Source organism: Glutamicibacter nicotianae (assembly GCF_016907615.1).
GTDB classification, from domain to species: Bacteria; Actinomycetota; Actinomycetes; order Actinomycetales; family Micrococcaceae; genus Glutamicibacter; species Glutamicibacter nicotianae.
Window position 1 is genome coordinate 2530088 of sequence record NZ_JAFBCH010000001.1, and the last position, 21997, is coordinate 2552084.

Genomic DNA, 21997 nt, shown 5'->3' on the forward strand with positions numbered 1-21997 from the left:
ATTTGACCCATTCAAGCTAATTAGGGCGTCATCTTCACCGATTGGCGGAAGAATTCAACCGTTCAACGGCAGCCGCGATCCGTTCGTCTGATGCAGTCAGAGCCACGCGCACGTGGCGTTCCCCGGCGGTGCCGTAGAAGGCCCCGGGACCGGCCACGATGCCCAGTTCCGCCAGCGCCCCGATGGTTTCAAAGCTCGGACGCCCAGCGGTGCACCACAGGTACAGGCCCGCCACCGAATCCTCGATGGCCAGGCCGAAATTCTCCAGCGCCGGCCGCAGCATGTCACGGCGTGCCCGGTACAGCTCGCGCTGCGCCGCGACATGCTCGTCGTCATTCAGGGCCACCACCATGGCGTGCTGGATTGGACCGGGAACGATCATGCCAGCATGCTTGCGGCTATTGACCAGAGACGGCATCAGATTGGGAGCACCAGCAACGAAGGCGGCGCGGTATCCGGCGAGGTTGGACTGCTTAGACAGCGAATACAGCGCGAACAGGTCATCGAGGTTTCCACCGTTAACCGCCGGGTCCAGAATGCTGGGCACCTGCCCCTCGTATTCATCCCACCCCAGTTCCGCGTAGCACTCGTCGGAGGCGACGACGGCACCCATTTCACGGGCCTGGGCCACGATGCCTGCCAGCTGGGCGGTATCACGGACCTTTCCGGTCGGGTTGCCAGGCGAGTTGACCCAGATCAGCTTCACTCGCTCGCGCTGCTCAGCAGTCAATTCCGAGAGGTCGTCAGTGGCGATTGGGGTCGCGCCGACCAGCTGGGCACCGATGTCGTAGGTCGGGTAGGCGATTTCGGGACGGACCACGATATCGCCTGCGCCCAGGCCCAGGAACAACGGCAGCCACGCCACCATTTCCTTGGAGCCAACCGTCGGCATGACATCATCGGTGCTCAATCCGGTGACGTTGCGTCGGCGGGCGAACCAGTCGACGATGGCTTGGCGGACCTCAATGGTCCCGTGCGTGGTCGGGTAGCCGTGCGAGTTGGCAGCGTCGGCCAGCGCCTGCTGGATGACCTGCGGCGTGCTGTCGATGGGCGTGCCGATCGACAGGTCCACGACTCCCCCCGGATATGCGGACGCCTGCTCGCGATACGGGGCAAGCTGGTTCCAGGGGTAATCGGGGAGTTCAAGCATGAAAGTGAAAACCTAGCCTTGGTTCTGAGGTGGCAAGGCGCTGATCAGTGGGTGGTCAGTGCCGGTGTTACCAATTTTAGCGGCGCCGCCCGGGGATCCAAGTTCGTCGAAAAAGTCGACGTTTGCCTTGTAATAGTCGGCCCACTCGTCCGGCACATCATCTTCGTAGTAGATGGCTTCGACGGGGCAGACAGGTTCGCAGGCGCCGCAGTCAACACATTCATCCGGATGAATGTAGAGCGAGCGCTCACCTTCATAGATACAATCTACCGGGCACTCTTCGACGCACGCCTTGTCTTTCACGTCGACGCACGGCTGAGCGATGATGTAAGTCACGAGGACCGAGACCTTTCCTTGCACTGGGTGGTTTCAACAGAGCTAGTGGTTTCAGCAGATGCTCTTTGAATCCTTTACCAGCTCAAACTACAGTCTAGTCCTGTATAACCATTCATCGAACCGCCTATCGGCGCGCTGTGACGTAATCGACCATTCACATTTCAGTTTCCCGTGGTGCAAATGAATTCTTCTTACGAAAAGATGACGCTTCCAAATGCTTAGTTTTAGTGATGTGACGCCCGGTGAACGGCTAGTTGTCCGCTACCGACTGGCCGAGGGCCAGGCCGGCGGACATTTTTCCGACGCGTTGGGAGAGCTGAGGGAAGTAACCGAGGAATCGGTGAGCATCCAGACCCGCACCGAGCTGGTACGCATCCCCCGTGCGGCGATCACCCATGCCAAGCGGGTACCGCAGGCTCCGGCGCGCCGTAGGCCCCGCATCCCGCGCAGCGAATAGCGTTCTGCAAGCGGCCCTGATTTCACGATGCCACTCATCCGGGTCGCAGCTGCGTTGATCCGGCTTGGGAAGACATGTGATTTGAATCTGCCAATCACTCAGCACTTTTCGCGTATGCTGTTTTCATGCCCTCCGATAAACTTGTCCAATCGCGAGCACGAGCCCTCAGCTCCCCGCTGAGGCTTCGCATCTTGCGCTTGTGCCTCCATGAGTCACGCACGAACAAGGAAATTGCGGACATTCTGGATTTGAATCCCGCCACGTCCTTGCATCACGTGCGCACCCTGGTCAGCAACGGCTACCTCGCCGCGGAAGAGCCGCGCCGAGGCAACCGCGGTGCCAAAGAAGTGCCCTACCGAAGCACCAAGCAGTCCTGGGGCACCCGCATTCCCGACGCGGCTCCGATGCTGGTGGACACCTTCCTGCAGGAAATCGAGGGACTTGATCCGCAGGAAATACAGGTCATCCGCTTGGGTCTGAAACTCAACGAAGAAAATCAGAAGGAATTGATGAGCCGGCTGCGGGCGGTTATCGAGGACTATGCAGTACGCGAGCCGGATCCCGATGGTGTGGCCACCTCGCTGTTCTTGGCCCACCATCTGGATATCACCGGCAATGCGCGTGACGGCCAGTAGGCCGGTCACCGCTTCCCCAAAACCTTATTAAAAACAGCAGGAGTTCCTCCCGTGGGGGAAGAACTCCTGCTGTTTTTCAGTTCTGCCGTTGTTGCTTGCGCAGCACCCGCAATGAGCACAGCAAGGCAATCACCGACGGAATGACCATTCCGTACATCCACAGTGCAGAGGCCAACGTCGGTCCGGGCAGGTACTCGTAGTACTGCATGCCCAAGATCAGCTGGTCATCGCCCACATAGGAAATCAGTCCAACAGTCACATAGCATCCGATGAACGCCGCCGCACCGGCCCACAGCTTCGCGGAGGAAACCGCAGCCCAGTACACCAGAACTCCGAGCAGGAGCCAGGCAACGAGCACGCCCCAAACCAGCGGGACATCGTTTCCGACGTAGCTGATGGAGGCGTGGATTGCCGTGCCGAACAATCCTGCAGCCACGGCGGCAACCGCACCGCGCCACAGCGCGGAGAAGTTGCCTCCGAGGGAATTGCGCTTATTAGGAGCGTGCGCGTGCACGGCTGGCCTTGGCACGGTCGTTGGCGTTCAGCAGCACCTTGCGGATGCGGATTGCTTCCGGGGTGACCTCAACGCACTCGTCTTCGCGAGCGAATTCAAGCGACTCTTCCAGGGTCAGGGTGCGTGGCGGGGTCAAGTTCTCGAAGGAATCCGAGGAAGCTGCACGCATGTTGGTGAGCTTCTTTTCCTTGGTGATATTCACGTCCATGTCATCGGCGCGCGAGTTCTCGCCCACGATCATGCCCTCGTAGACCTCTTCGGTTGGCTTCACGAAGAAGCTCATGCGTTCCTGCAGGTTGATCATCGCGAATGGAGTCACCACGCCGGCACGGTCGGCCACGATCGAGCCGTTGATGCGGTACTCGATGGCGCCTGCCCACGGCTCGTAGCCTTCGGCCAGCGAAGCGGCAATGCCGGCACCACGGGTTTCGGTCATGAATCGGGTGCGGAAGCCGATCAGGCCACGTGCTGGAACCATGAATTCCATGCGAACCCAGCCGGTACCGTGGTTGGCCATGTCGGTCATGCGGCCCTTGCGCGATGCCATCAGCTGGGTGATAGCGCCCAGGTACTCTTCCGGCACGTCAATGGTCATGCGCTCCATTGGCTCGTGGACCTTGCCGTCGATCATCTTGGTGACAACCTGCGGCTTGCCAACCGTCAGCTCGAAGCCTTCGCGGCGCATCTGCTCAACGAGGATGGCCAGTGCCAGTTCGCCACGGCCCTGGACTTCCCAAGCGTCTGGACGCTCGGTTGGCAGGATGTTCAGCGAAACGTTGCCGATCAGTTCCTTGTCCAGGCGATCCTTGACCTGGCGTGCGGTGACCTTGGCGCCCTTGACCTTGCCAGCCAGTGGCGAGGTGTTGATGCCGATGGTCATGGAGATCGCAGGTGGATCAACGGTGATCAGCGGCAGCGGCTTAGGGTTCTCCAGGTCGGTGAGGGTTTCGCCGATCATGATGTCTTCGATACCGGCGACTGCAACGATCTCGCCCGGTCCGGCTTCTTCAGCTGGAACGCGGGTCAGGCCCTGGGTGGCCAGCAGTTCGGTGATCTTGACCTGCTTCATGGTGCCGTCCTGGCGTGCCCAGTTGACCTGCTGGCCCTTGCGCAGGGTGCCGTTGATCATGCGCAGCAGCGCAAGACGGCCGAGGAATGGCGAAGCGTCAAGGTTGGTGACGTGGGCCTGCAGGACTTCACCCTCGGTGTAGGTCGGCGCAGGAACGTGCTTGATGATGGTCTCGAACAGCGGCTCAAGATCTTCGTTGTCAGGCAGGGTGCCGTCAACTGGCTGGTTCATCGATGCGTAACCGGCCTTGCCCGAAGCGAAGACCACGGGAACGTTCAAAATGGCATCCAGATCCAGGTCCGGAGCTTCGTCGGCCAAGTCGGAGGCCAGGCCGAGCAGCAGATCCATGGAGTCGGAGACGACGCCGTCGATGCGGGCATCGGCGCGGTCGGTCTTGTTGACCACGATGATCACTGGCAGGTTGGCGCCAAGCGCCTTGCGCAGCACGAAGCGGGTCTGCGGCAGCGGGCCTTCGGATGCGTCGACGAGCAGGACAACGCCGTCGACCATGGACAGGCCGCGTTCAACCTCGCCACCGAAGTCGGCGTGGCCCGGGGTGTCGATGATGTTCATGGTCATCTTCTTGCCCTCGGCCGCTGGGCCGCTGTAGAACACGGTGGTGTTCTTGGCAAGAATGGTGATGCCCTTCTCGCGTTCCAGCTCACCTGAGTCCATCACGCGGTCTTCGGTTTCACCATGGCTGTCGAATGCGCCGGTCTGCTGGAGCATGGCGTTGACCAGGGTGGTCTTGCCGTGGTCAACGTGCGCCACAATGGCTACATTGCGAAGTTCATCGCGAGTAATGGTGTTTGCTGACATGCGTGAAGGCTCACTTCCGCTCGAGAATTTGGGTCTGTGGAGTCGGGGCCAAAGTCGACCCAACAATCCAGTTTACGCGCTCGAGACTAATAGTCTGTTGATCTGTGTCAGAACATACAGGAATTTCATGTACCGGTCGCGAGAAATTCAGCGGATCGACTGGGTAGGTATCCAAAAACGCAGCGTGCCGGCGCGATGGCTGGCTTGAATTTCCGGAAGCTTGGCGTCCAGCAATCCGCCGCATTTTTCAATGGTCGATCTTGAACCGATGTTATCGGAAGCACAGGTAACCAGTGCGCGCTCAATTCCTGATTCGCGCAGTTCCTGCAATCCGAATCTGCACAGTTGCTGTGCCACACCACGGCGACGATACTCGGGAACTACACCATAGCCGATATGCCCGCCGTAATGAAGCAGGCCCTCGTTGAGCTCATACCTCACAGATACACGGCCCACCAGTTCCCCGTCGTCGAAGGCGGCAAACAGCGCCGAGCGAACCCATCCTTCGGGGATGTGCTCGCCACGGCGCCCTGCCTTCATCCGGTAGACATAGTCTTCCCACGCCTCAGCGAGAGACCAGGTGGGCAGGAACTCGAAATCATCGCCAAGCATCAAATGATGGGCATCGATTGCCTGCTGCTCGTCGCCGATTTTCAATTCACGGATCTCCAGCGCAATTCCCAAAGCCATAGCGCAAGTATGCCAGAGCTGGGCCGGCTCCAAGAAGCGCGGGCACAGCAACGCTGGGCACTAGTAGGCCACCTGCTGCCCCTGAACCTGTCTGGCCCATTCCACGGTGCCACCGCTGAGGCTATACACCTGGACGGCTGGCTGCAGATCCGGCCTGGCAATCCGCGCCGCCTGCTGTGAACGGACACCAGTTTTGCAGACGAACACAACCGCCGAGGCACCTTGCGCGAGCCCTCCCAGTCCGTGTTCTTCCAGCTGCACGAGCGGCAGGTGCTGGCTGTGCGGGATCGCGATGATGTCGCGTTCCCAGGCTTCACGCACATCCACCAGCAACACCGGTTCCTGCGCTTCAAGGTCCGCCAGTTGATCAACGGTAAGTTCCGGAGCATGCCCTTCGATAGCGCAGGACACCGGCCGGTACTCTCCCAGCTTGCTCACCGGCTCGCGTTGCGGGTCCCTGGCAAAGTCGAGAGTTCGCACACTGGCTTCCAGTGCATCATAGAGCCACAATTTTCCGCTGAGCGTGGTGCCGATTCCAGTGATGAGCTTCAGGGCCTCGGTGCACAACACCGAGCCAATGACGCCGCACAGTGCACCAAATACCCCGCCCTCGGCGCAACTGGGCACGGAGTCCGCATCAGGGATTTCAGGGAAAAGATCGCGCAGCATCGGACCGGTGCGCGGGTCGAAGACGGACACCTGCCCGGAGAACTGGAACAGGGTCCCCCATACCAGTGGGGTGCCGGTGATTTCCGCGGCGTCGTTGGACAGGTAGCGCGTGGCGAAGTTGTCGCTCCCGTCGATGACCAGGTCGTAGTCGCTGAAAAGCGCCACGGCGTTGGTCTCGTCCAGTTTGCCCTCCACGGCGATAACCCGGACATTCCGGTTCTGCTCGTGGGCCATCCGGCGGACCGATTCCACCTTCAAGCGTCCTACGTCCTGTTGCCGGTGCATGGTTTGGCGTTGCAGGTTGGACAGTTCAACCGTGTCGTCGTCCACGACCCCGAGGGTGCCGATCCCCGCAGCGACCAGGTAGCTGGCAATGGGGCTGCCCAGTCCCCCGGCTCCGATCACCAGCACCTTGGCATTGGCGATCCTGCGTTGCCCTTCTTCGCCGACGCCGGGAAGCGACAGATGCCGGGAATAACGCGCCAATTCTTGAGGAGCCAGCTCCGGCCCCGGGGCTACCAATGCTGACTGGTTCACGAGAAGTCACCGACCAGGGTCTGCATCATGCCTTCGGTGGGCGAAGATGGCAGGGCGGTGTCGCGGCGCGGGATCCGGCCGGCCAGCCGTGCGGCGCGTCCGGCACGCACCGCATCCTTCATGGCCTTGGCCATGAGTGGTGCGTTGTGCGCCCGGGTCACCGCGCTGGCCAGCAGCACGGCGTCGCAGCCGAGCTCCATGGCCAGCGCAGCGTCCGAGGCGGTGCCGACTCCGGCGTCCAGAACGACAGGCACCTGGGCGCGGGAGACGATGGTGGAAATATTGTGCGGGTTCAAGATGCCCAGGCCGGAACCGATTGGTGCTCCGGCTGGCATGATGGCCGCAACACCGGCGTCCTGGAGGCGCTGGGCAAGGGCAGGATCATCATTGGTGTAGGCGAAGACCTGGAACCCGTCGGCGACCAGCTGTTCGGTGGCAGCGTGCAGTTCCAGCGGATCGGGCAGCAGCGTGTGCTCGTCCGCAATCACTTCGAGCTTGATCCAGTTCGTTTCCAGCGCTTCGCGGGCCAGGTGCGCGGTGAGGATCGCGTCGCGGGCGGTGAAGCATCCAGCGGTATTCGGCAGCGCAATCACGTTGTTTCGCTGCAGCAAGTCATACACGTTGGACTCGCCTGCCGCCGAAAAGTGTCGGATGGCCACGGTAGTCAGTTCGGTTCCGGAGGCCTGCAATGCGCTTTCCAGGGTGGCCAGCGAACTCGCTCCCCCGGTGCCGAGGATCAAGCGCGAAGACAAGGTGCGTCCTGCAACCTGGAATGGATCGCTGTTGATGTCCAGTTCGGTGATGTTTTGCATGTCCACGCCTAGCCTCCCTGGGCTGCGGTAACGAGTTCGATGCTGTGCCCTTCGGCCAGCGTGTAGCTGTTCCAGGCGCTGCGCGGGATGACAGCGCCATTGACCGCGGCGGCTATTCCAAGCTTGCTGCCGTCCACGGCCGCCGAGTTGCTATCCAGATCCTTGCCGATCTGCATGCTGATGAATTCGCGAAGGGTGATTCCTTCGTCCAGGTTCAGTTCCCGGGAATTGAACTTGATGCCAATGCTTTTCATGGGTGATGCTCCGTTCGGTCGGTGGTCTGGGTTGCTGTGGCGAAGCGGTGTGGATTCACAGCCTGATGCAAGGGGTGCGTTCCATTTCCGTGAATAAGGTCAGCGGTGAGTGTTGCGCCCAGCGGAGCCAGCAGGACGCCGTGCCGGGAGTATCCGGTGCAGAGCACCAGGCCCGGGTCAATGCGCCCCAGCAGCGGACGGTCATCAGGTGTGGCGGGACGGGCCCGGGCAGTTGCCTCGTTCAGCGTGCAGTCGCTGATGCCGGGGATGAGCTTTCGTGCATTGTCCAGCAGTAGGTGCATGGCTCCGATGTTCACTGCAGGCTGGCGGTCTTCCCGGACGCTGGCTCCAAGCACGAGGCTGCCGTCCTTTCTCGGCACGAGATACACCGGCTCCCGGTGCACAATGCCGCGGATGGTCCGGGTGATCAATGGCGGACCGGCCGGCCCCTGGATCCGGAGAATATCTCCGTAGACGGGGCGCACCGGCACCCGGTCCAGGCCGTCAATGGTGCCCAGCCCGTTGGCCACGATGGTTTGATCCGCTTCGAGGATCTTGCCCGATGCGGTGCGTACCGCGGTGGTTCGGCTCCCGTCGCTCACCAGCGCCTGCGCCCGCTCCTCGATCAGGCGGCCACGCAGGTGATCAAGCAGGATTTTGACGACTGACCGTGGGTCGACTTGGTGGTCATCTTGGCATAGGACTGCGCCTGCTATATTCGCGGCCAAGGCTGGTTCGAGTTTGCGGGCTTGGCTGGGCAAGAGCTTTTCCGCTGACAGGCCGAGGGAAGCTTGCAGTTCGGCCAGCTCATGCAGGGCTTCGCGGTCAGCCGGTTCGGCCGCGACGACGAGGGTTGAGTTCTGCAGGTAGTCCGGGCGTTGCCCGGTCATGGATTCGATGCGCTCAATGAACTTTGGATAGGCGGCATTCGAGGCGGCAAGCAGCTCGTGAAGCGGGCCATGGCCCCAGACCGTTTCAGCTGCCGGGGCCAGCATTCCGGCCGCCGCGTAGCTTGCACCTTGGCCTGGTGCTGGATCGATGAGGGTGGCAGTATGTCCCCGTGATTCCAGTTCGAACGCGACGGACAGGCCGATGATTCCGGCGCCAACAATATTCACATGCACGAGGGCACGCATCCTTCCTACGGCGGCATGACCCGCATCAGGTGTAGCGGTCGGCTCGGTGCCCTCTCAGCCTGGTCGATTACAGGCTCCCGCGGAGTACTGCGATTATAGGCATGATCCAGCTCATAAAGTCGAACTGGAGCAACCGCAGCTCCGTCATCTTCTGTGATGTACTAGTTGACATGGCATCTCATGACTTCCCCCGCGTGCTTCCCCAGGGATCTGCGTTGTCCAACACGATCATTTCGTTGGAGCAGGAGCTCTTGGAAACCAACCAGCGCCATAGCCGCAGGCAATTGGAACGGTACTTGCATCCGCAGTTCTCCGAAGTGGGTGCCAGCGGCCGTGTCTACGATCGCGAGTCGATCATTGCCCAGCTGGACCAGGAGCCGGAAGTGGATTCTGGATCTCGGGAAGTCGGGAGCCCCGTGGCAATCCAGGTTGCCGATCAAGCGGTGCTTCTGCGCTGGAGGTTGCCCTCGGCATCCGCCAGCGAGCGCAGTTCGCTGTGGATCCATGAGCAGGATCGCTGGCAGCTGTTCTTCCATCAGGGCACGCCCGCTGCGCGGCAGCTTTCTTTTGCAGAACCCAGCAAGGCCGCACCTGTCGACGACGATTTCTCAGTTCGCAGGCTGCGCCAATCGGATGCCGAAGCCGTTTTCGAAGCCTTTTCCTCCAATGCCGATATGGAACGCCAAGGAGATGCCGACACTCCGGAAAAAGCCGCATCGTACGTGCGTTCCCTGATGGAGGCCGGCGAACGGCAGCAGGCTTTCGCCATCGCCTATCGAGACCGGCTGGTCGGTTTGGTCTGCGGTACTGTCGATCCAGACAATCAGAATGCATGGGTTTGGTATTGGATGAACCAGGACTACCGCGGGAGGTCTCTGGCCACTCGCGCAGTGGCAACTTTGGTGAACCACCTGTTTGGCGAGCTAGGTCTGTACCGTTTGGAATTAGGACTTCGGGCGAATAATCCTGGATCGAAGCGTGTAGCCGAAAGCAACGGGTTCCTGCGCGAGGGTGTCGAGCGCGGTAAGTTCCTGGTTGATGGAGAACGCATTGACGTGTACGCCTACGCGCGGTTGCGGACTGATCAGGTCCCGGATGTAGTGCCGTTGCCGTGGAGCACGCAGCCGTAGCTTGGCGGGCAACAAAAAAAGTCGCGGAATCCGGTTTCGGTTTCCGCGACTTTTTATCTGTCCCTCAGGTTTAGTGATATTGGCTAGATGCCTGGAGTTGATGCCGGTGGCGTCGAATCCGGGCCGTCGGTAGCCTGATTGGCCTCGATCTTTTTCAGAGTGCGAGCCGCAGCATCGCGGCCACCAAGTCCAAAGGCCAGAGCCGCAGCCAAAGCCGCGCCAATGACGATTGCACCGAAGGCCATATTGATGATCGAGTCGGCGATACCCATGTACTTCAAGCCCATTGCTACGAACAACGCAATTGCCGTGTAGCGGATGATCTTTGAAGCGGTTGTGTCGCCCAAGAAGCGTCCAATGACGTTGGCGATGACGAAACCTGCGGCGATAATTGCTGCGCCGAAGAGAATCTTGCCGCCCAAGGCCAGAATTTCATTGAGGATGTTGGTAATCGCCGGGAAGTTCAGCATCTGGGCTGCCATCACGCCGAAGAACAGCACGATGGCAATCTTGACGATGCCAGCGATAATTCCCGAAGCGCTCTTTCCTTCGGGAACTACGCCCCATTGGGCAACAACAGAGTCGGCGCCCACCCCGTGAAGGGTTGATTCAAGCAGCTGGCCTACGAACTTGGCAATCAGAATACCGACTGCCAACAGCACCAAGGCCATGATGACCTGAGGAATCGCAGTGAAGACCAACTGCAGCATCTGCTGGGCAGGGTCCGAAATTGCCGCGATACCCAAGACCTGCAGTGCCGAAATGGCAACGACGAGCAGGATCAAGGCGAAGACGATGTTGGCAATGATGTCAACGATCTTCGCTTGGGATTCTCGGGACTGTACTTCGTCTACCGGTTCATTGCGTGGGGTAAGTTTGCGGACCAGCCCGCTGAAGTCGACAGTTCCCAAACCGGTCTTCAGCAGCTGGCGAACGATATTCGCGATCACGTAGCCGATGAAGAAGATGAAGCCCGCACCAATGAGGTTGGGGATGAAAGCCATGACGCCGCCGAGCAGGCCCTGCACCGGCGATAGCACTTCAGATAGCGCGAATACTTGCAGGATTGCCACGAGGCCGAATAGCCAGACGATCAAACCCGCGACCTTGCCCAGAGATTGGCCTATTTGCTCTCCGTCGTTGCCCTGCTTCTGCAGGAACTTCACCCTGGTCACCAATTTGGCGGCAGCCCACCGAACGATGCGCGCTAGAAGCCACGTAATGATGAGGATGATTAGCGCGATGCCAACCTTTTGTAGCATCGACGCCCAGTCGATATTGCCTAAAACGTTCTCAGACTGCATTGCTGCTCCTTCAACGTAGGGACAATCTGACCCTACGATGAAGGTTCTCTCCTGACTAGGGCAAAGACCCGTACTGCCAGCTTGAATCGATGGACTTTCGTACCCCGAATTGCGGATGCATGATTCATTCACGCTGGATTCAACGTTTTTCGAACAATCAAGCCATAATCACAACTGATTCACGCAATGTTGGGAAATTCGTGTCGCGCTCAAATCCGTGAATTGCCTTGCAGGCTGTTGCGGAGTCAGCCATTGGCCATTATCAATCTGGGATTCGCACGAAATGCATCAGGCCTGGTTGATGACTTCGCTCTGCACTGAGGCACCTAGCTCAACTGTGCGGGAAACCGTGCAGTACTTGTCATGGGATAGCTTGACGATGCGTTCAACCATGCCGGCCGCTTTGCGCCCCTCCTCGGTATCGGGGAACTTCAAATCAAAGCCAAGGCGGATGTCTTCCATTCGGCTAGCCGAGTCCTCGGAGACCTTGTAGCCGCTCGCCTTGACTTCGAAGTTCTCAGGTTCGCTTCTGCGGGTAGTCGCCACATCAACATCGATCGCTGAGCACCCGGCAATGGCAGCCAGCAGAAGTTCCACCGGCGTCAGCAGCCCTTCGCCTTGGCCGAATTCCAGGCTGGCGCCGGATTCCAGGCTGGTGGCCTGGTACTTGCGTGATTCAACGCGTTTGATGCTGACTTCCCGGATTTCACGGCTATTTTCACTCATGGAACTATGGTGCCACGATTCGGGGCAAAGATTCTGTGTGGCGCAACGTGATCCGTTCCGGCACCAGTTCTGGACCACCGTCGACTGCCAAGAAGCCGCAGTCGCCAAAGAATGAAATGGCAGGCTGGCGCTGGCTATCCAGATGCACACTGATGCCAGGAGTGTGCGCGACGATTTCGTCCAGCAGGATACGGCCCACACCATTGTGGCGATCGCTGTGCCGCACCCAGAGCAGCTCAATGCGTGTATCGCTCCAGGCTGCGAAGCCCGTGATGCGCTGGCCTTGCTGGGCGATTCTGACGGTCACCGACTGGCTATAGATTGCTTCCAGGGCGGTTGCCACTGCATCAATGTCTGCAGCAGAGAGGAAGTCCCCCCGGCGTTCCACCGAACTGCGCCAGATATCCAGTAGGTCAGGCACTTCATCAATGCTCGCCAACTCGCGCAGCACGAGAGCTTCATCCATGCCAAGTTCCTTCTTGCTCAGGCAAAACCGTAGTTGCTGCTTCGAAATGTAGCCGGATGCCGGCATTTCCTCAAGTCGCAATCGAGCGTTGCGCGTCATCGGGTTGGACCTTGCTTCCGGTTCAAGATTGTTCCTGCAAGCCGCCGGTACGTTGCGCCCAGTCCCGCAATTCGTCCAAGACCCGTTCGTGCTGCTCGAGGTGCACGTTATGGCCCGCTTGTTCAAGCACGCGGAGCTTCATCAGGGGATACCGGTGGACGAGCCGCTCGGGATCCAGGTATCCGGTGACATGGTCCTGCTTCCCGCACACGATCGTGACCGGAATATCCAGCTGGCTTTCGCGCTCGACGGGCAGCGGGTCAAGGAAGTACCGCCGTGACAGCTTGGCCATGGCGCGCAAGTTCGCGCAGTCCAACCCGGGCAGCACCCACTGCGCGAACTTCCGCCATGCTTCAGGTGTTTGAACCACTGCTACGTCAGAGAATAATTGCGCATGGCGTGGATCAAGCTCAGCCAGAAGCAATGGGTCTGCTACTGACACCTGCCGCTCCGGCACGGTACGCCGAGCGCCATCAGGAAAGACCACTGGCGCCAGGAGGAAAAGCCCTTGAGCTTGGACAGGAAACCTGTCGGCCATCTCTTGGCAAAGCAAAGCGCCAAGTGAATTGCCCAGCAGCGCAAATTTTCCCTCGCCCGCGGTTTGCCGGATCATCGCTTCCAACCAGGTTGCCAGTTCTGGCAGGCCACCGGAATTTTCAAGCGGCGGGCAGGTACCGAAGCCAGGCAAGTCGATGTAGTGCAAGTCGAAAATCTGCGTTTTCTCCAGCGATGGTTCCAGCGGCTTGAGAATGCGGTGGTCTACGCCGTTGCCATGCACCATGAATAACGGGATTCTGCTGAGGTGGTTTACCTGCATGTCGTCGTGCTTTTCTCCTGTGCATCACGCTGGCTCGCGGCATAGCTGATCATCGCCTGCCCAGCCACATAGGTGAGTATAATCCAGAATCCGATGTAGGGAAGGCCAATATCCGTAAACGAGCGCAGTGCGATCAAGGAATCGGAAAGGAAGAAAATTGCGCCGCAGGAACCCGCGACAGGTCCCGGCCCAGTACTGAGGATGGCCATCACCATCAATGCCAAACCGTAGATGATCACCGGGGCAAGCAGCGCTCCGGCTCTGGCTGAGCCAAGGACCAGCAGCACTGCGAATGCCGCAAGATAGGGGAACAGCATCCACCAACGGCGCAGTAGGGAAGATTTCCAGTATCTTGCCAGAGCGCCAATGTAGAAGAACTGCGCGATCAGGAACCCGCCAACCATGGCCAGGAATGCCGGGTCTCCATCCATGAACCGCGGCAGTGCATCACCGACCCAGGAGAAGAACAGCGCTGCCAGCAGCAACCGGATCAGCCTGCCGCGCGGCGAAGTGATGGAGGCGATCACCGCTCCTGCCAAAAACGGCATCAGCAAGATCTGCGTGGCATCGGCCAGCAATGCGGTAAGCCAGAACAGCTGGGCCAGCAAATGGGCCGAAGTGACGAGCACCAGAGCCAGCACTGCCGAACAAGCTGCGCGAGGGCAAGTTCGACCAGGTCCTCCCATGCGTCAACTGCTACCTGTGCGTGGGAGAGAACTTCTTCGACGACACCCCGTTCTGCGCGGTGAACCCGGCGCTGGGCAATGAGACGCTGCTGCCGCTGAAGCCTCCCAGCGCTTCCAAGCACATCGTGGTTGTCGGATACGGACCTTCGGGCATGGAGTCGGCCCGCGTGCTGACCGAACGCGGGCACCGCGTCACCCCGATCGACAAGGCCGGCCGCCTGGGCGGCACCATGTGGTTCTCCACCATGGCCACCCCTGACAACGAGCGCCTGCTGCACTGGCTGAAGTCCGAGCTCAAGCGACTGCGCGTGGCGGTCAAGCTGAACACCCCTGCCACCGTGGAGACCATCCGCGCCCTGAACCCGGACCACATCATCGTTGCCACCGGCGCAATGCGCTCGAAGCCCGACATGCCCGGCGGCGACCTGCCGAACGTGCAGACCGGCGACACCCTGCGCGCCATGATGCTGGGCACCGCCACCGCCGCCGAGGCCGGCCTGGTGCTGAGCACCATGGGCAAGCTGGGCCGCCTCTCCTGCCTGACCAAATCCCCTGAGTTCGTCCGCCAGTTCACCAAAGTACTGGCTGCCGATGGGCAAGAACGTCGTGGTGATCGGCGGCTCGCTGGTAGGCCCGGACCTGGCCGAGTTCCTCGCCGAACGCGGCCGCAAGGTCACCTTGGTGCACGAGAAGCAGCGGCTTGGCCTGCCGCTGGCCATGCCGCGCCGCTGGACCGCGGTCAAGGACAACCTGGCCCACGGCGTGCAGATCCACCGCAACGCCACGGTGGACCGCATCACCGAAAAGTCCGTGGAGTTCACGGTGAACGGCGAGGCGCAGAGCGCCGTGGCCGACATGGTGATCCACGCGGACGGCGCCACCGCCGCCGCACCAGTTGCCGACGAGCTGCGCGGCGCAGGCTTCAGCGTCGACGTGGTCGGCGATGCCCGCGCCGTGAACTACATCCACGGCGCCATCCACTCTGCCTGGGAAGCCACCGTCGAGCTGTAGGCCGGAGGCACTCGCACGCATGGGCAGCGGGAGCGCAGCATCCTGGGGAAGCTGCCATCCCGCTGCCCTTTTGCGTACCCTTGTCCGCCGGGCATGCCCGGTGCTTGAATAGGCCAATGGGCCTTCGAATGCATACCCCCGCCGCGGCGCAGGTTGCCGACGTCGTTGACGAGCTCGCCAGCTGGCAACGTGACGGCCTGCCGGTGCAACTGCATCCAGGCGATGTGGGCTGGTACGCCATGCGGGGCATGGAAGCCGCCGCGCAAGGCCTGCGGGCCTGGTCGGACCGCGAATCCATCTATGCCATCGGCCTGCTCGATGGCCCGAACCTGATCCGCATGGCACTGCATCCCGACTTTGTCGACATCCAGCCCCTAGCCGAGCAGATCCATGCCGACCTCAGCTCTGCGGAAAACCAGATCTTCCCGGCCGGAAGTGCCAGCATCGAAGCCCGCGGCGCAACGGCACTGGGCAAGATCCTGCAGGCCCATGGCTGGATGCCCGGTGAAGCCTGGACTCCCCTGCGCCGTGCCCTGGATGCTCCGGTGCTGCTGCCCGAACTGACCTTCCGGCGGATTGATGCTTCCCTGGCCGGCCAGTGGATGGAAGTGCACCTCAACGCCTTTCGCGGCAGCGATTTCACGCAGGAGGATCTGGCCCGGGCGCTGAAACGCTGGCACACCATGGCCAGCACTCCCATCTATGATCAGGGCCAATGCCTCACCGCCTACGACGGGGAGATGAACCCGCTGGCCGTCGCAGGGGTCTGGTCCGCTGGTTCCGGGCGGCCAGGACTCCTGGAACCCATTGCGGTGCACCCGGCTTTTCGCGGCCAGGGGTTCGGCACGGCGATCAGCCTGGCCGCCGCCGCAGAGCTGCGGTCAATGGGCGCGTCCAGTGCCTTGGTGTGCACGCCCAGCGAGAACCGCGCAGCCGTTGCCACCTATCTCGCCGCCGGGTTCGTTGCCGATACCGAAGACCGCGACTGGCATCGCGAGGAAGTGGTGGAATCATGAAGGCCTCCGAGATTCTGGCCGACCTGGCCCAGCGCCCAATTGACGCGGCGCATTCCCTGCCGCAGCTAAGCGCCGAACAGCTCAATGCCCATCCGGGAAACCATCCCAACTCGATTGCCTGGCTGCTGTGGCATGCCGGGCGCGAAGCCGATATCCAGCTCTCGGCGCTGAGCGGCCAACCCGAACTCTGGGCGCAGTTCCGTGCACGCTTCAACCTGGGCGAGCTCGGTGATTCGATGGGCTACGGGCATAGCCCCGAACAGGCCCGCCAGATTACCGTGAGCGACCAGCAGCTGCTCGTGGCCTACTTGGCCGCGTGCCTGTCCGCGCTCAGCGGCTACGCCGCCACCCTGGGCGAAGAAGAACTGGACGAAATCATCGATCGCAGCTGGAATCCAGCAGTAACCCGTGGGGTTCGCTTGGTATCGATCATCGACGATGCATCCGTGCATGTCGGGCAGGCCGCCTACGCTGCCGGCACGATGATCTAGGCCGCAGGCAGACTCTTGGCCTTCTTGCTGATCCACCAGAAGATCGCCAGCTGGAGCACCAGGACGATAACCGAAATGCCGGCATCGTCCCATCCCATCACAAAACCCGCCTGCAAGGTCCCGATCCCGCTGGCTACAGGATAGAACAGCGGCCACAGCACGGCCAGATTGCGCACCAGGGAGAAAGCAATCGCGAACATGATTGCGAAAACACCGAAGCCTGCTGCCGCTTCCAACTGGACCGATCCGAGGTGCTGGATCATGAAGCCAAGTCCGGTCAGCACAATAGCGGGCAACCATCCGAAGGCGCGTTCCCACCGCAGATACAGCCAGCCGAAGACGAAGAATGGTTCCCACAGAACCAGGAAGTTCGCCACCAGGTGGCTTGCAAGATCGGCACCCATGGCATTGGACAAGGCAAACAATTGGTAGGCGGATCCGGCACCCAGAACCAGCGAGACAGCCACGGACGCCAGCAGGAATTTTCTCGTGATCCCCACCCCGGCCAGGGTTTCACGCCGCTGGCACAGCACCGTCCACAGTGGGATGGCGGTGCCGAAGACCAGAATGCCAAGCCAGAGGAAAAGGCTGTTGATCGAGGTTCCCGCGTAGTAGCACAGGGAAAACGCCAGCAAGGTGGCCAGGGCAACGAGCGTATCGGATTCTGGTTGCCACGCGAATGCTCTTCGACGTTGCTTCATGCCAGATGGAGATTGAGCAGGAAAATCATTCATTATGACGCGCCTCGGTGCTTTGGGTTGATATAGCCGCCTGTGGCCTAAGTTAGCATTTCATCAACTCGCCGACCATGAATAATGCATAGCCGACCATGAATAATGCTTAACGGGTACGGGGAATGCTGAGAATGATTTTCGGCCTGTCGGGGCAGCTGCTCGGTTCGATCCCCGCTGCCCCAGCCGCGGCCGCGAGACGGTCGCACACGGCATGGCGAACCCGGCCGGTTGGGCGGAACCATACCGCGTGCCGATCTGTCCGCGTTCTTGCTGCAACCATTGAGGACAACCACAGCATCGGCAAGGCCTACGGAATCAGTTATTAGCTGCGGCTGCGCCAAGCGAGCAGCACATAGTGGCGGATCATCGCAACAAAGACCACAGCCCACACCAGCACAGCGGCGATCAGCGACCCGTGGCCGATGTTTTCCACCACCGGCAAGGAGTCGACCCGTCCAAGGTTGATCGAGGCGACTGCGAACATTCCGACAGGGAAGACGATTGACCATAGCGTGGGCACGTACACCAGCGGAACGCGGTGCACCACATGCCGCCACACGCCAGCGCCCACCAGGATTGGAATCAGCCAGAGGCAGTAGCTCCAGAAAGCCGCCACTGTCCCGGCAATCAGCGTACGGGTGGCATCAACCATTGGCGTGGAATCCATGCCGACAATCTTGCTTCCCGCGACAACGGCTATGGCCATGGCTCCCATGGCCACCCAATACGGTGGTTCGAATTCTTTCGGAGTCATCCCGAAGTACACGATCCGCAGCAGCACCAGCACGGCGATGCCGGCATAGAGCGCGACACCGACCGACCAGGTCATCACGGCCAGCAACCCGATCAGGGATTGCCCGTTCGCAACATGCGGCTGGATAACGCTCAGGCCGATGGCCAAGGATTGGCTGGCCACCGCCCAGATGAACCAGGTGCCGTTGACCCGGGAGAGGATCGGCTTTCCGTCCCGGCTCAGGAAGACCTGCCACGGCAGCACGTAGCCGAAGATGAACCAGAGAATGGCGGCCAGGGCCACGAGCACCATGGAGATCGCGCTGAACCCTTCGGCACCCAACCGCACCGCGAGAACATCGGTGCCGGCAACGACGGTGAAGTACCCGAAGGCCATTTCCGGTCGGCGAAGTTCAGCCCTCATGGCTCCGCTGAAGGCAATTGCCCGCCAGATGTACAGCACCCACAGCACTGCATACGACAGCACGGCAATCACCAGCAGGATCCCGGAGAGCAGGTCCCATCCGGTTTCGTGAAGGCCAACGGAAACAATGCCAGTGCCCATCGTCAGGGCGAAATACCCTGGCGACAGGTTCTCCAGGACCTCACGGAAAACCCGAGGTCTGGAGGGTGCCGTTTCATGCTGGGTTTGCCGTTCGTCCATGCCTCCAGCGTACGACTGTTGCCTCAGCGAGGCGCAATTACATGATCTGGCAAGGGCTCAGAGCCACTCCCCGAGCTGCCTGCCGGAGACCTCCGCCAGCCACATTTGCCACAGCGGTCCGAAGCTCACCCGGCGAACTCCCAGCTCTCGCAAGGCCGCCAAGTCTCCGGCGGCGTGCGCCGTGACCGGGTGGGCAGTGACATTCACCGGGATTCCAACCGATTGCACGGCCTGCCTTACCTGATCCGCATCGGCCAGCGCCACCGGATACACGCTGCGCGCACCGGCCTGCTCCATCAGCTTGATGCGCTCGATAGCCTCACCCAGCGGGTCGGCGAACTTGTCGGCAAGCTTCACAGCATCGGTGCGTCCGTTGATCACGAAGTCGATGCCAGCAGCATCCGCCGCTTGGCGGACGCCGTGGATGTAGTCCGCATGCTCCTGGCGTTCGCGCACACGGCCTCCTTCACGATGGAGGACATCTTCGATATTCGCTCCAACTGCACCCGATGCGGCGACGCGTTCGAAGAGTTCTTTGGGGTCCAGTCCGTAGCCGGACTCGACGTCGGCGCTGACCGGCACGTCGACGCTGCTGGTGATGCGTTGCACCACAGCCAAGTAGTCTGCGAAGTCCATCTGCTCGCCGTCGGCGCTGCCAATGGAATCGGCGACAGGATGGCTGCCGATGGTCAGGGATTCGAACCCGGCTTCCACCGCCACCTTGGCGCTGAAGGTATCCCACACGGTGGGCATCACCAACAGCTTTCCTGAAGCATGCTGCTGGGCGAGGTTCTGGGCAAGAGCTGAAATATGCGGCAAGGAGATCTCCTATCGTCGTGGCGGATTGCGCCCAGTCTACGGCTCCAGTTCCCCTAGCTAAACAACCGCAAGATGAACTCCCAGCTTTCCCCCCATTCGGCCCGAAATCAAGCGCTATTTCGCTTCCCTCGCTGCTTGCCGGCTAGTGGTTTCACCATAATCAGGCAGGGCGTTTCGGGTCCCCAGAGGTCAGTTTCCTCCAGCGGCAGGAATCCCTGACTTTCGTAGAACCGACGAGTCTTCGCATAGCCTGCATCCGGGTGCGAAGGCCCCAAGGTCTTGACCTGCAGCAGCTGAACTCCCTCGGCGAGCGCGTCGGATTCGAGAGCAGCACACAAGACCGACCCGATTCCGCTGTTGTGGTGCTCGCGGTCGACCACCATTAGATGGATCTCGATGCTGTGGGCGTAGTGCCGGTCGACCAAGAGAACACCGAGTACCGTGCCGGCGGCATTGCGCACGGTCCAGGTTTCCTTGCTCCGCGCGGCTTGGATGTACTCCGCGTTGGATTCAGGTTGGCCAAACCACTCGGGAACAGAGGCAAGCAATCGCGCGACATCATCTGGCACGGCTTGATCCCTGGTTGCTGCGAAAGTCGTCGGTTCCACAAGGCCTCCCGAACGTAATGTGATTGTGCTAGCTTGCCGGAGTCATGATTTCCAGTCGATTCCCGAATCCGTCACGCGCGTGGAACCGCAGATATCCTTCAAAGGTTTCACGCTCAGCCCAAGACAGTTCATAGCCCATGGAGCCGATGCGTTCAGCGAGAGTTTCCAGCTCATGGATTGAGTCGCAAACTAATCCCGGATGCGCTTTCTTGGCCGGTACAAAGGGATCGTCTACGCCAAGATGGATTTCCGCCACCACGGCATCCGCTTTGAAAGCACGGAACCAGCATCCTCCCCTTCCGGCGAGGGAGGCAGGCTTGGGAACTTCAGCAAGTCCCAGCGCTTCACCGTAGAATCGTCGAGCTTCAGATTCTTCACCACGTGGCATTGATATCTGAACGTGATGGAGTCTCATTCAGGTTTCCTCGTCTCTAGACATGCTCATCGCAGTACTGCCAATATACCTGCAAGGCGCTTGACCACAGTTAGGTTCGGTGCAATCCGAAGACCAGGGTTTCAACCCGTCCTTTGTTGTTTTCCGGGTCTTCGGTGCGACGCTCTTCGAGCTTGAAACCGGATTTCTCAAGGACGCGGATGGAAGCTGCATTCCTGGCATCGCACGTTGCGCTGATTCGTTCCAAACCAAGATCTTCGAACCCCAGTCGGAGCAGGTGTCCCACGGCAGCCGTGGCGTATCCGTTGCCCCAGTATTCCCGATTCAGCGTGTAGCCAAGCTCTCCGGCCTTGGCATTCCGGTCGGTTGCCCACACTGACGCAGAACCAATGAGCACATCACCAAGCATGATCGCTCGCAAGCGACGGTGCGGTTGCTCGATTAGTGCATCGGCAAGGAATTTTTGGGTATCGGCCAGCTGGTTAGGGCCCCACGTCGAGTACCGGCACACCAGTGGGTCAGCAGCGAAGTTGTGCACCGCAGACAGGTCTTGAGCACGGAAGTCAGTCAAGCGCAATTCAGGCTCCGTGGTAGTCACGCCGTGGGCTGGCGGATTGTTGCTCATTCGTTTTCTCCTTCGCGGTTCAATTCCTATTAATGCATTGGGGCGGACCCTATCGCTGGGCTGGGGTCGAGTCCAAGCATGTTGCGCAGCTGTTAAGCGGTGTTGAGTTTCATTGCCATTTTTGGAATCGTGGCACCCACGTGCCCTGAACTTGGCATGTCCTCAACCGGAAGGAGAGCCATCGTGCTCGCACTGACCGACCAAGCAGCATCGATCGTCACCGCGATCGTCACCAACCAAGCCGAGGAAGAAACCGCTGGCCTGCGCATCATGCAGGCAGACAGCACCCACCCGGAAGATGCCGCTTTCGGATTGCAGATTGTCCCGGCTCCCGAGAGCACCGACGGGGTGGTGGATACCGAAGGCAGCCCTGTCTATGTGGACGAGGCGATTGCCGACGCGTTGGAAGGCAAAGTACTCGATGCGGCAGTAGACGAGCAGGGCGGCGTGAGCTTCCAGCTTCTCGAACAGGGTTAATGCCGCACCCTGCCCTTTAGCTTTGGCTGCGGGGGTCGTCCTTCGGGACGGCCCCGCAGTTCTTTAACAAATTACCTCGGCCAACTGGACGGATATTTTTCCCGGGCCAGCTGGCCCGCA

28 protein-coding genes and 1 riboswitch are annotated in these 21997 nt (G+C 60.6%); of the genes, 7 read left to right on the top strand and 21 right to left on the bottom strand.

The genetic code is table 11. The features are described 5' to 3' along the window. Positions 1-34: 34 nt before the first annotated feature. Positions 35-1150, bottom strand: a complete 1116-nt coding sequence (gene dapC / locus JOE62_RS12010) for a succinyldiaminopimelate transaminase (protein WP_204722536.1) — start codon at positions 1148-1150, stop codon at positions 35-37. Between the two features lie 12 nt (positions 1151-1162). Next, on the bottom strand, positions 1163-1486 hold the full coding sequence (gene fdxA / locus JOE62_RS12015; RefSeq protein ID WP_013349521.1) for a ferredoxin: 324 nt from the start codon (positions 1484-1486) through the stop codon (positions 1163-1165). Positions 1487-1718: 232 nt separating this feature from the next. Here fdxA and JOE62_RS12020 point away from each other — a divergent pair, with 232 nt between their 5' ends. Together JOE62_RS12020 and JOE62_RS12025 are read left to right on the top strand one after the other, a co-directional pair. Further along, positions 1719-1943, top strand: coding sequence for a putative acetyltransferase (locus JOE62_RS12020; RefSeq protein WP_338085784.1), 225 nt, complete (start codon positions 1719-1721; stop codon positions 1941-1943). A 125-nt stretch (positions 1944-2068) separates the two neighbouring features. Next, the gene (locus tag JOE62_RS12025) at positions 2069-2578 is read left to right on the top strand and encodes a helix-turn-helix domain-containing protein (RefSeq protein WP_204722538.1); all 510 of its coding nucleotides are present in this window, start codon (positions 2069-2071) and stop codon (positions 2576-2578) included. Between the two features lie 76 nt (positions 2579-2654). On the opposite strand, the gene JOE62_RS12030 is transcribed toward JOE62_RS12025, so the two are convergent. From JOE62_RS12030 to thiO, 7 genes are all read right to left on the bottom strand, one after another. After that, positions 2655-3092 carry a hypothetical protein gene (locus tag JOE62_RS12030; RefSeq protein ID WP_204722539.1) on the bottom strand — a complete coding sequence of 146 codons (438 nt, stop codon included), beginning with the start codon at positions 3090-3092 and terminating at the stop codon, positions 2655-2657. Further along, on the bottom strand, positions 3073-4980 hold the full coding sequence (gene typA, locus JOE62_RS12035) for a translational GTPase TypA (RefSeq protein WP_066140514.1): 1908 nt from the start codon (positions 4978-4980) through the stop codon (positions 3073-3075). The genes JOE62_RS12030 and typA overlap by 20 nt, the downstream gene beginning before the upstream one ends. A 147-nt stretch (positions 4981-5127) precedes the next feature. Continuing rightward, positions 5128-5664, bottom strand: coding sequence for a GNAT family N-acetyltransferase (locus JOE62_RS12040; RefSeq protein WP_204722540.1), 537 nt, complete (start codon positions 5662-5664; stop codon positions 5128-5130). A gap of 66 nt (positions 5665-5730) precedes the next feature. Beyond that, a complete protein-coding gene (gene moeB / locus JOE62_RS12045; protein ID WP_204722541.1) occupies positions 5731-6876 on the bottom strand; it encodes a molybdopterin-synthase adenylyltransferase MoeB in 1146 nt (381 codons plus the stop codon). Beyond that, entirely contained in the window at positions 6873-7688 is an 816-nt protein-coding gene (locus tag JOE62_RS12050) for a thiazole synthase (protein ID WP_204723292.1), read from the bottom strand. The genes moeB and JOE62_RS12050 overlap by 4 nt, the downstream gene beginning before the upstream one ends. 8 nt (positions 7689-7696) lie before the next feature. After that, positions 7697-7942, bottom strand: a complete 246-nt coding sequence (thiS, locus tag JOE62_RS12055) for a sulfur carrier protein ThiS (RefSeq protein WP_052253651.1) — start codon at positions 7940-7942, stop codon at positions 7697-7699. After that, entirely contained in the window at positions 7939-9066 is a 1128-nt protein-coding gene (gene thiO / locus JOE62_RS12060) for a glycine oxidase ThiO (RefSeq protein ID WP_204722542.1), read from the bottom strand. The genes thiS and thiO overlap by 4 nt, the downstream gene beginning before the upstream one ends. Continuing rightward, positions 9064-9169, bottom strand: a riboswitch (TPP riboswitch). (Overlaps the previous gene by 3 nt.) A 79-nt stretch (positions 9170-9248) precedes the next feature. Here thiO and JOE62_RS12065 point away from each other — a divergent pair. Next, positions 9249-10208: a GNAT family N-acetyltransferase gene (locus tag JOE62_RS12065; RefSeq protein WP_204722543.1), complete on the top strand. Its 960-nt coding sequence runs from the start codon at positions 9249-9251 to the stop codon at positions 10206-10208. Between the two features lie 83 nt (positions 10209-10291). Here the strand turns inward: JOE62_RS12065 and JOE62_RS12070 are convergent, their stop codons facing one another. From JOE62_RS12070 to JOE62_RS12095, 6 genes are all read right to left on the bottom strand, one after another. After that, positions 10292-11512: a mechanosensitive ion channel gene (locus JOE62_RS12070; protein WP_204722544.1), complete on the bottom strand. Its 1221-nt coding sequence runs from the start codon at positions 11510-11512 to the stop codon at positions 10292-10294. Positions 11513-11800: 288 nt separating this feature from the next. Then, on the bottom strand, positions 11801-12238 hold the full coding sequence (locus JOE62_RS12075) for an OsmC family protein (protein WP_204722545.1): 438 nt from the start codon (positions 12236-12238) through the stop codon (positions 11801-11803). Positions 12239-12242: 4 nt separating this feature from the next. Further along, positions 12243-12803, bottom strand: a complete 561-nt coding sequence (locus JOE62_RS12080; RefSeq protein ID WP_204722546.1) for a GNAT family N-acetyltransferase — start codon at positions 12801-12803, stop codon at positions 12243-12245. Between the two features lie 22 nt (positions 12804-12825). Next, positions 12826-13584 carry an alpha/beta fold hydrolase gene (locus tag JOE62_RS12085; RefSeq protein ID WP_204722547.1) on the bottom strand — a complete coding sequence of 253 codons (759 nt, stop codon included), beginning with the start codon at positions 13582-13584 and terminating at the stop codon, positions 12826-12828. 26 nt (positions 13585-13610) lie between these two features. Further along, on the bottom strand, positions 13611-14249 hold the full coding sequence (locus JOE62_RS12090) for a lysoplasmalogenase family protein (RefSeq protein ID WP_204722548.1): 639 nt from the start codon (positions 14247-14249) through the stop codon (positions 13611-13613). Between the two features lie 67 nt (positions 14250-14316). Beyond that, positions 14317-14820, bottom strand: a complete 504-nt coding sequence (locus JOE62_RS12095; RefSeq protein WP_204722549.1) for a hypothetical protein — start codon at positions 14818-14820, stop codon at positions 14317-14319. Between the two features lie 77 nt (positions 14821-14897). Here JOE62_RS12095 and JOE62_RS12100 point away from each other — a divergent pair, with 77 nt between their 5' ends. The 3 genes from JOE62_RS12100 (at position 14898) to JOE62_RS12110 (ending at position 16824) form a co-directional block, all read left to right on the top strand. After that, the gene (locus JOE62_RS12100) at positions 14898-15317 is read left to right on the top strand and encodes an FAD-dependent oxidoreductase (protein WP_204722550.1); all 420 of its coding nucleotides are present in this window, start codon (positions 14898-14900) and stop codon (positions 15315-15317) included. Positions 15318-15433: 116 nt separating this feature from the next. Beyond that, a complete protein-coding gene (locus JOE62_RS12105) occupies positions 15434-16333 on the top strand; it encodes a GNAT family N-acetyltransferase (protein ID WP_204722551.1) in 900 nt (299 codons plus the stop codon). After that, positions 16330-16824, top strand: coding sequence for a mycothiol transferase (locus tag JOE62_RS12110; RefSeq protein WP_204722552.1), 495 nt, complete (start codon positions 16330-16332; stop codon positions 16822-16824). Before JOE62_RS12105 ends, JOE62_RS12110 begins: the two co-directional genes overlap by 4 nt. Here JOE62_RS12110 and JOE62_RS12115 read toward each other — a convergent pair. From JOE62_RS12115 to JOE62_RS12140, 6 genes are all read right to left on the bottom strand, one after another. Beyond that, the gene (locus tag JOE62_RS12115; RefSeq protein ID WP_204722553.1) at positions 16821-17525 is read right to left on the bottom strand and encodes a hypothetical protein; all 705 of its coding nucleotides are present in this window, start codon (positions 17523-17525) and stop codon (positions 16821-16823) included. The genes JOE62_RS12110 and JOE62_RS12115 overlap by 4 nt on opposite strands. Before the next feature lie 355 nt (positions 17526-17880). After that, positions 17881-18954: a tellurite resistance/C4-dicarboxylate transporter family protein gene (locus tag JOE62_RS12120; RefSeq protein ID WP_204722554.1), complete on the bottom strand. Its 1074-nt coding sequence runs from the start codon at positions 18952-18954 to the stop codon at positions 17881-17883. A 57-nt stretch (positions 18955-19011) separates the two neighbouring features. Next, a complete protein-coding gene (locus JOE62_RS12125) occupies positions 19012-19773 on the bottom strand; it encodes an isocitrate lyase/PEP mutase family protein (protein ID WP_204722555.1) in 762 nt (253 codons plus the stop codon). A gap of 107 nt (positions 19774-19880) precedes the next feature. After that, on the bottom strand, positions 19881-20342 hold the full coding sequence (locus JOE62_RS12130; protein WP_338085785.1) for a GNAT family N-acetyltransferase: 462 nt from the start codon (positions 20340-20342) through the stop codon (positions 19881-19883). 67 nt (positions 20343-20409) lie between these two features. After that, positions 20410-20796 (bottom strand): VOC family protein, encoded by a 387-nt coding sequence (locus tag JOE62_RS12135; RefSeq protein WP_204722557.1) that lies wholly within the window; start codon positions 20794-20796, stop codon positions 20410-20412. Between the two features lie 70 nt (positions 20797-20866). After that, positions 20867-21400, bottom strand: coding sequence for a GNAT family N-acetyltransferase (locus JOE62_RS12140; RefSeq protein WP_128469936.1), 534 nt, complete (start codon positions 21398-21400; stop codon positions 20867-20869). A gap of 183 nt (positions 21401-21583) precedes the next feature. Between JOE62_RS12140 and JOE62_RS12145 the strand changes: the two genes are divergently transcribed. Further along, positions 21584-21877 (top strand): Fe-S cluster assembly protein HesB, encoded by a 294-nt coding sequence (locus JOE62_RS12145; protein ID WP_204722558.1) that lies wholly within the window; start codon positions 21584-21586, stop codon positions 21875-21877. The last annotated feature ends 120 nt before the right edge of the window (positions 21878-21997 follow it).